Source organism: Pseudomonas sp. 32_A, from assembly GCF_017490905.1.
GTDB lineage: Bacteria > Pseudomonadota > Gammaproteobacteria > Pseudomonadales > Pseudomonadaceae > Aquipseudomonas > Aquipseudomonas inefficax.
The window spans coordinates 72,908-79,868 of record NZ_JAFGYI010000028.1; the positions used below are offsets into that span (position 1 = coordinate 72,908).

Sequence of the window (6,961 nt, forward strand, 5' to 3'; positions counted from 1 at the left end):
AGGGATCACCGGTTCATCGGTGCGACGAAGCGGCTGTGGGCCACGCTGCGGATGGCGGGGTCGTCGCGCTCGCTGATCTCGAAGCTCAGCGCCTGCGAGCTGCTGGCCGGGCGCTCGGCGAGCATCGCCACCGACACCGGCAGTTCGCTCATTTCACCGGCAGGGATCATGAATGAAGTCTTGCCCTGCAGGCTGAAGCCGTCGGCGTCGAGCAGGCGCAGCTCGTAGTGCCGGGTGCTTTCGGTCTTGTTGATGACCTTGAGCAGGTAGATGTTCTCGATCTGGCCCTGAGCGTTCTCGCGGAACAGGCCGCGGTCCTTGATCACGTCCAGCGACACCATCGGACGCATTTGCAAGGCCACCACCAGCGCCGCGATCATCACCGCCAGCGCGGCAGCGTAGCCCAGCAGGCGCGGGCGCAGCCAATGGGTGGTGCCACCTTGCAGGCTGCGTTCGGACTTGTAGCCGATCAGGCCACGTGCATAGCCCATCTTGTCCATTACCCCGTCGCAGGCATCGATGCACGCCGCACAACCGATGCAGGCCATTTGCAGGCCATCGCGAATATCGATGCCGGTCGGGCACACCTGCACGCACAAGGTGCAGTCGATGCAGTCGCCCAGGCCCTGGGCTCGGAGGTCGGTGCCTTTCTTGCGCGGGCCACGGGCTTCGCCGCGACGCGGGTCATAGGCGACCGCCAGGGTGTCCTTGTCGAACATCACGCTCTGGAAGCGTGCATAGGGGCACATGTGCAGGCACACCGCTTCGCGCAGCAGGCCGGCATTGATGTAGGTGGCGGCGGTGAAGAACAGCACCCAGAACAGCGCCACGCCGCCCAGTTGCAAGGTGAACAGTTCCGCGGCCAGTGGGCGGATCGGGGTGAAGTAGCCGACGAAGGTCAGCCCGGTGAGCACACCAATGGCCAGCCACAGGCTGTGCTTCAGCGTGCGCCGGGCCAGTTTGTTCAGGCTCCAGGGCGCGGCGGCCAGCTTGATGCGCTGGTTGCGGTCGCCCTCGGTGAGCTTTTCGCACCACATGAACAGCCAGGTCCAGGTGCTCTGCGGGCAGCTGTAGCCGCACCACACGCGGCCGGCATACACGGTGATGGCGAACAGGCCGAAGGCGCAGATGATCAGCAGCGCCGACAGCAGGATGAAGTCCTGCGGCCAGAAGGTGGCGCCGAAGATGTGGAATTTACTGTTGCCCAGGTCCCACAGTACGGCCTGGCGGCCGTTCCAGTTCAGCCAGGCGGTGCCGAAGAACAGCACGAACAGGGCGCCGGCAAAGCCGATGCGCAGGTTGCGGTACAGCCCGGTGAAGCTGCGGGTATGGATGCCATTGTCGGCGCGGTGCAGCTGGGGGCTGGCTGGGGCAGTGGCGATCTCTGTGAAAGGGATTCTATCGTTCATGGCTCGGTGCTCATCAGGCCTCGATCAGGCATGAGCACTATGGCCCTGAGGCTGTTATCAGCACAGGCTCAGATTTTGCGATAAAAACCGTATCAGATTTGCGGGCAAGCCCCGCCAGGCCTCAGATTACCGAGCCTGGCGTGCTGGCCTTCAGATGCCTGCGGCTATCCACCGCACCCGCGACGGTCAGTGCATCGGCCTCTGCTTCGGTAATGGGCACGCGCTGGCCGGCGAGCAGGGCCACTGACATGCGCAGCTGTTCGTCGGTGACGATTTCGATGTCCGGGCCATCACCCTCGATGCGCAGGTCTTCACCGATGAGGGTGCAGCGGCGGGTTGATTCGTCGATTTCAACGGGCATGGGGTGGTCCTCCTGGGAGTGGTTACAGGGTGGGACCACAGGGGGAGGGCGGTTGCTGCATCAGGAAGCTGAGCGGCACTTTGCGCTGTGTTCATAGGTCAGTCTTTGTAGATGCCAGGCACGGCCTCTTCGCGGGTAAACCCGCTCCCACAGGTGTTGCGATCCCAGTGGGAGCGGGTTTACCCGCGAAGAGGCCGGGCCTGGCAACACCAATGTCAGGCACGGGAACAACCGCAATGGACCTCATCTGGCAAGCGATCCAGGCCGAATTCGCCGATATCACCGACGCTCGCGAAGTCACGCAAATCCTCGTCCGCCTGTTGATGGCAGCCCTGCTCGGCGCCGTGTTGGGCTTCGAGCGCGAGCACAAGGGCAAGGCCGCCGGGGTGCGCACGCATATGCTGGTTTCGCTGGGCGCCGCGCTGTTCGTGCTGGCGCCGAGCATGGCTGGGGCCAATGAGCAGGCGCTGAGCCGGGTGATCCAGGGCATTGTCGCCGGTATCGGTTTTCTTGGTGCGGGCACCATTCTCAAGGGGAACGGCCAGGACGCCAGCCATGTGAAGGGCCTGACCACTGCCGCCGGGTTGTGGATGACCGCCGCCATCGGTACGGCAGCCGGCATGGGCCGCGAAGCCACGGCATTGATCAGCACGATACTGGCCCTGCTGGTGCTGGGCACGATGCCATTGCTGGTGGACAAGCTCGAAGGGCAGGACGAGGGAAAGCAGGAGGAGGAAGAGGGCAGGAAGCACTGAGGGGAGCCGAAGCTCCCCTCAAAGCGTTGTTGCCTGCTCTTTTTTTATTATTGGGACCGGCCTGTTGTTGTTTTTGTCAGCCTGTCCTGGTGTTGCGGGCGACCCCCATGCGGGGTCAAGAGCAAACGTATTTTTTTGAGCGCTGACCTGCCTTCATCATTGCTGATCCGAACCTGGCTGCCGCTACCTTGAGGTAGTTTTATTGTTCTGTGCCAGACCGCGGGGCGTACCCCTGAAAAGCGTGTCTACTCCAAAAAAATCTGCTTGCTACGCCTCTGCCGTGTTGTTCTTGTTATGTCAGAGCCGTTACCTGTTGTTTTTATTGGGTGTCACATTCTTTTTGTTGTTGTGCCAGAGATATAGCAGGGTGCGTGCCAACTTTTTCAATCCCTTTGAAATCAAGCACTTAGCGATTTTGGTCGAGATCGATCGGCCTGAAATTTTGCCGATTTGTTTCCCTGTTACCCGATTTTTTGCTGCAAAACGTGGGGGCGGTAACACTCCACCCACACCAATGTGACACCTGTATGACCTATTGCGCGCTGCGCGCCCGCGCTACCCGCGACCCGTTGTCGCGGCCCAGCACGCTGCTGATGCGGCGGCCGGCGGCGATCAGCCGGTCCAGGTCGATGCCGGTTTCAATGCCCAGCCCCTGCAGCAGGTACACCACGTCTTCACTGGCGATATTGCCGGTAGCGCCTTTGGCATAGGGGCAGCCGCCCAGCCCGGCCACGGAGCTGTCGAACACGCTGATGCCTTCGAGCAGGCTGGCATACACGTTGGCCAGGGCCTGGCCATAGGTATCGTGGAAGTGCCCGGCCAGTTGCTCGCGCGGTACCTGTGCCGCGACCACCTCGAACAGGCGCCGGGTTTCGCCGGCGGTACCGGTGCCGATGGTGTCGCCCAGCGATACTTCGTAGCAGCCCATGTCGTGCAGGGCGCGGGCCACCGGGGCGACCTGCTCGGCGCTGACCTTGCCCTCATAGGGGCAGCCGAGCACGCACGACACATAGCCGCGCACGCGCACACCGTGGTTGCGCGCGGCTTCCATGATCGGCTCGAAGCGCTTGAGGCTGTCGCTGATCGAGCAGTTGATGTTGCGTTGCGAGAAGGCTTCGGAGGCGGCCGCGAACACCGCCACCTCCTTCACGCCTGCGGCCAGGGCATCCTCGAAGCCGCGCAGGTTGGGGGCCAGCGCCGCATAGGTGACACTAGGGCGCTGGTGGATGCCGGCGAACACTTCGGCGGAGCCGGCCATCTGCGGCACCCACTTGGGCGAGACGAAGCTGCCCACTTCGATATAGGCCAGGCCCGCTTCGGTGAGGTCGTCCACCAGGCGCACCTTGTCGGCAACGCTGATGGGTTGGGCTTCGTTCTGCAGGCCGTCGCGGGGGCCAACTTCGACCAGGCGGACGTGTTTGGGCAAGGGCATGGCGGGTTTCCTGTGGCGTTCAGCGGTTGTCTTTGTTGTTCAGGGTGGCAGCCAGCGCCTGTTCGCAGCGCTCCTGGGCGGTGTCCAGCTCCAGCTGCATCTGGTGGATGTCGAGCATCTGCTGTTCCAGCTGGGCGCGGCGCTCGGCGATTTTTGCCAGCATGCTGTTGAGCTGCTTGAGGTTGCCGCTGGAGGGGTCGTACAGCTCGATCAGCTCGCGGCATTCGGCCAGCGAAAAGCCGATGCGCTTGCCGCGCAGGATGAGCTTCAGACTGACCTTGTCACGCGCCGAGTAGATACGCTCCAGGCCACGGCGCTCGGGGCTCAACAGGCCCTGTTCCTCATAGAAGCGGATGGCGCGGGTGGTGATGTCCAGCTCGCGGGACAGGTCGGAAATACTGTAGGTCTGGGTGCTCATGCTGGGGCTCGGCGTGGGGTATGCGGGTATCCTGAGGGCAGGTTGACGTATACGTCAAGCAGGGGCGCGAGATGAGTGTTGCCAGTACTGGCCTCTTCGCGGGTAAACCCGCTCCCACAGGAAGTGCACAGGTCTTGAGGATGTGGGAGCGGGTTTACCCGCGAAGAGGCCAGCACAGGCGAAAAATTACTCAGACAACCCCGACCTGCGATACCCATTCGGCGTCTGCCCACTCAACCGCTTGAACCACCGGGCAAAATACGTCGGGTCGGTAAACCCCAGGCTATCCGACAACTGCCCGATGCTCATCCGCGTATAGATCAGGTTGCGCCGCGCCTCCAGCAGCAACCGCTGGTGCACCACCTGCAGCGCGGTCTGCCCACTCAGCGCCCGGCACAGCTGGTTCAGCTGCAAACTCGGAATATTCAACTGCGCGGCAAAATCCTCCACCGACAAGTGCTCACGGTAATGCGCCTCGACCAGGCGCAGGTACTGCCCCAACAACTGGCGGTCCCGTTCATCGCGGTTGCGCGGCGCCTGCCCCAGTTGCTGGCGGCGGCTGATCCACACCATCAGCGCCATCACCAATGCTTCGAGCAAGGCTGCCCGCGCCGGGGCGTTGCCCTGGTACTCCTGCTGCAGGGTGTCGATCAGGCTGCGCAGGCGAACCCGGTCGCGGCCCAGCGGGTAACAGGCCGCCTTTGCCAGCACTGCCAGCGGCGCACCCAGGCGCTGCTCCAGGTTGGCCACCAGTGCCGTGCCAAAGGTCAACACATGCCCCTGAATGTCGGCGCTGAAGCGAAAGCCGTGCACGGTCATTGGCGGCACCACCTGGATCGCCGCTTCGCTGATGGCGCTGCGCCCCCCCTCGATCTCCACCTCGGCCCGGCCACGCTGCACATACAGCAACTGAAACAGCTCGGCATGCTGGTGCGGCTTGATTTCCCAGTGGTGCAAACGGCTACGCGCCGGGATCGACTCGCAGTGCAGCAGATCGGTGCCGGGCCAGGCCTGGTTTTCGCCATAGAGCTTGAACAGGGGGACGCCGGGGAGGGTGAATTTCATGCGTACAGGCCTGTCCGTTAATCGAACGTTTTTTGTAAAAGTGCAGGTTATACATGGAATAGCACACTTCCATGGCTGTTTTTGCCAGTAAAAATGCAAAGGCAAACCCTAACAGCAGATGCCGCCCCACTGCCAGTCCAGGGCCGGCATCGTCCGCACAGAGACAAAAACAATGAAAACTCAGGTCGCAATTATTGGTGCAGGTCCGTCTGGCCTGCTGCTCGGCCAACTGCTGCACAAGGCCGGTATCGATACGCTCATCGTCGAACGCCAGACGCCCGAATACGTGCTCGGTCGCATCCGTGCCGGGGTACTGGAGCAAGGCACGGTCGACCTGCTGCGTGAAGCCGGGGTGGCCGAGCGCATGGACCGTGAGGGCCTGGTACACGAGGGTGTCGAGTTGCTGGTCGGCGGGCGCCGCCAACGCCTGGACCTCAAGGCCCTGACCGGTGGCAAGACGGTAATGGTGTACGGCCAGACCGAAGTCACCCGTGACCTGATGCAGGCACGTGAAGCCAGCGGCGCGCCGATCGTCTATTCGGCAAGCAACGTCCAGCCGCACGAACTGAAGGGCGAACGGCCCTACCTGACCTATGAAAAAGACGGCCAGGTGCACCGGGTGGACTGCGACTACATCGCCGGCTGTGACGGCTTCCATGGTGTCTCCCGCCAGAGCATCCCCGAGGGCATCCTCAAGCTGTACGAGCGGGTCTACCCGTTTGGCTGGCTGGGCATGCTGTCAGACACGCCGCCGGTCAACCACGAACTGATCTATGCCCACCACGAACGGGGTTTCGTGCTGTGCAGCCAGCGTTCGCACACCCGTAGCCGCTACTATCTGCAGGTGCCGCTGGAAGAGCAGGTGGAGGCATGGTCCGACGAGCGTTTCTGGCAGGAGCTCAAGGCACGCTTGCCCGAAGACGTGGCTGCACGCCTGGTCACCGGCCCGGCCCTGGAAAAGAGCATCGCGCCGCTGCGCAGCCTGGTGGTCGAGCCGATGCAGTATGGCCACCTGTTCCTGGTCGGTGACGCCGCGCACATCGTCCCGCCGACCGGTGCCAAGGGCCTGAACCTGGCGGCATCGGACGTCAACTACCTGTACCGCATCCTGCTAAAGGTGTACCGCGAAGGGCGCACCGACCTGTTGCAGCAGTATTCGCCGCTGGCCCTGCGCCGGGTTTGGAAAGGCGAGCGCTTCAGCTGGTTCATGACCCAGCTGCTGCATGACTTCGGCAGCCACAAGGACGCCTGGGACCAGAAGATGCAGGAGGCCGACCGCGAGTATTTCCTGACCTCGCCGGCGGGGCTGGTGAACATTGCCGAGAACTATGTAGGGCTGCCGTTCGAAGAAGTGGCCTGACCTGCAGGTGAAAGCCTGGCCAACGCGCAATTCCTGTAGATACCGTCTTGACCCTCACCCCGCAAGAGCGATTTGAGGGTCAAACGGTTTGCCGGATTTCACTACGCCATACACCAGGTGCAAAAGCTTACGCATAGCAGCGCAGACTATCTGCTTGTAGG

7 protein-coding genes are annotated in these 6,961 nt (G+C 62.7%); 2 read left to right on the forward strand and 5 right to left on the reverse strand.

Annotated elements, in window-relative coordinates:
• Positions 1-5 precede the first annotated feature (5 nt).
• Positions 6-1,409: a cytochrome c oxidase accessory protein CcoG gene (gene ccoG / locus J5M58_RS17630; RefSeq protein WP_207878911.1), complete on the reverse strand. Its 1,404-nt coding sequence runs from the start codon at positions 1,407-1,409 to the stop codon at positions 6-8.
• 121 nt (positions 1,410-1,530) lie between these two features.
• The gene (locus J5M58_RS17635) at positions 1,531-1,770 is read right to left on the reverse strand and encodes a DUF3203 family protein (protein WP_112252539.1); all 240 of its coding nucleotides are present in this window, start codon (positions 1,768-1,770) and stop codon (positions 1,531-1,533) included.
• Positions 1,771-2,006: 236 nt separating this feature from the next.
• Between J5M58_RS17635 and J5M58_RS17640 the strand changes: the two genes are divergently transcribed.
• Entirely contained in the window at positions 2,007-2,525 is a 519-nt protein-coding gene (locus tag J5M58_RS17640; RefSeq protein WP_112252537.1) for an MgtC/SapB family protein, read from the forward strand.
• A gap of 532 nt (positions 2,526-3,057) precedes the next feature.
• On the opposite strand, the gene J5M58_RS17645 is transcribed toward J5M58_RS17640, so the two are convergent.
• The 3 genes from J5M58_RS17645 to J5M58_RS17655 all read right to left on the reverse strand — a co-directional run bounded on the left by J5M58_RS17645 (position 3,058) and on the right by J5M58_RS17655 (position 5,440).
• Positions 3,058-3,957 (reverse strand): hydroxymethylglutaryl-CoA lyase, encoded by a 900-nt coding sequence (locus J5M58_RS17645; RefSeq protein ID WP_207878912.1) that lies wholly within the window; start codon positions 3,955-3,957, stop codon positions 3,058-3,060.
• A gap of 19 nt (positions 3,958-3,976) precedes the next feature.
• Positions 3,977-4,375 carry a MerR family DNA-binding transcriptional regulator gene (locus J5M58_RS17650; protein WP_013972930.1) on the reverse strand — a complete coding sequence of 133 codons (399 nt, stop codon included), beginning with the start codon at positions 4,373-4,375 and terminating at the stop codon, positions 3,977-3,979.
• A 186-nt stretch (positions 4,376-4,561) separates the two neighbouring features.
• Complete coding sequence (locus tag J5M58_RS17655; RefSeq protein WP_207878913.1) at positions 4,562-5,440, reverse strand: helix-turn-helix domain-containing protein; 879 nt, start codon at positions 5,438-5,440, stop codon at positions 4,562-4,564.
• 172 nt (positions 5,441-5,612) lie between these two features.
• On the opposite strand from J5M58_RS17655, the gene pobA reads away from it, so the two are divergent.
• The gene (pobA, locus tag J5M58_RS17660; RefSeq protein WP_112252533.1) at positions 5,613-6,800 is read left to right on the forward strand and encodes a 4-hydroxybenzoate 3-monooxygenase; all 1,188 of its coding nucleotides are present in this window, start codon (positions 5,613-5,615) and stop codon (positions 6,798-6,800) included.
• The last annotated feature ends 161 nt before the right edge of the window (positions 6,801-6,961 follow it).

What these genes read in the sequence shown, in the direction of transcription:
- ccoG (WP_207878911.1), bottom strand. Translation starts at nt 1,409, where the DNA reads ATGAACGATAGAATCCCTTTCACAGAGATCGCCACTGCCCCAGCCAGC.
- J5M58_RS17635 (WP_112252539.1), bottom strand. Translation starts at nt 1,770, where the DNA reads ATGCCCGTTGAAATCGACGAATCAACCCGCCGCTGCACCCTCATCGGT.
- J5M58_RS17640 (WP_112252537.1), top strand. Translation starts at nt 2,007, where the DNA reads ATGGACCTCATCTGGCAAGCGATCCAGGCCGAATTCGCCGATATCACC.
- J5M58_RS17645 (WP_207878912.1), bottom strand. Translation starts at nt 3,957, where the DNA reads ATGCCCTTGCCCAAACACGTCCGCCTGGTCGAAGTTGGCCCCCGCGAC.
- J5M58_RS17650 (WP_013972930.1), bottom strand. Translation starts at nt 4,375, where the DNA reads ATGAGCACCCAGACCTACAGTATTTCCGACCTGTCCCGCGAGCTGGAC.
- J5M58_RS17655 (WP_207878913.1), bottom strand. Translation starts at nt 5,440, where the DNA reads ATGAAATTCACCCTCCCCGGCGTCCCCCTGTTCAAGCTCTATGGCGAA.
- pobA (WP_112252533.1), top strand. Translation starts at nt 5,613, where the DNA reads ATGAAAACTCAGGTCGCAATTATTGGTGCAGGTCCGTCTGGCCTGCTG.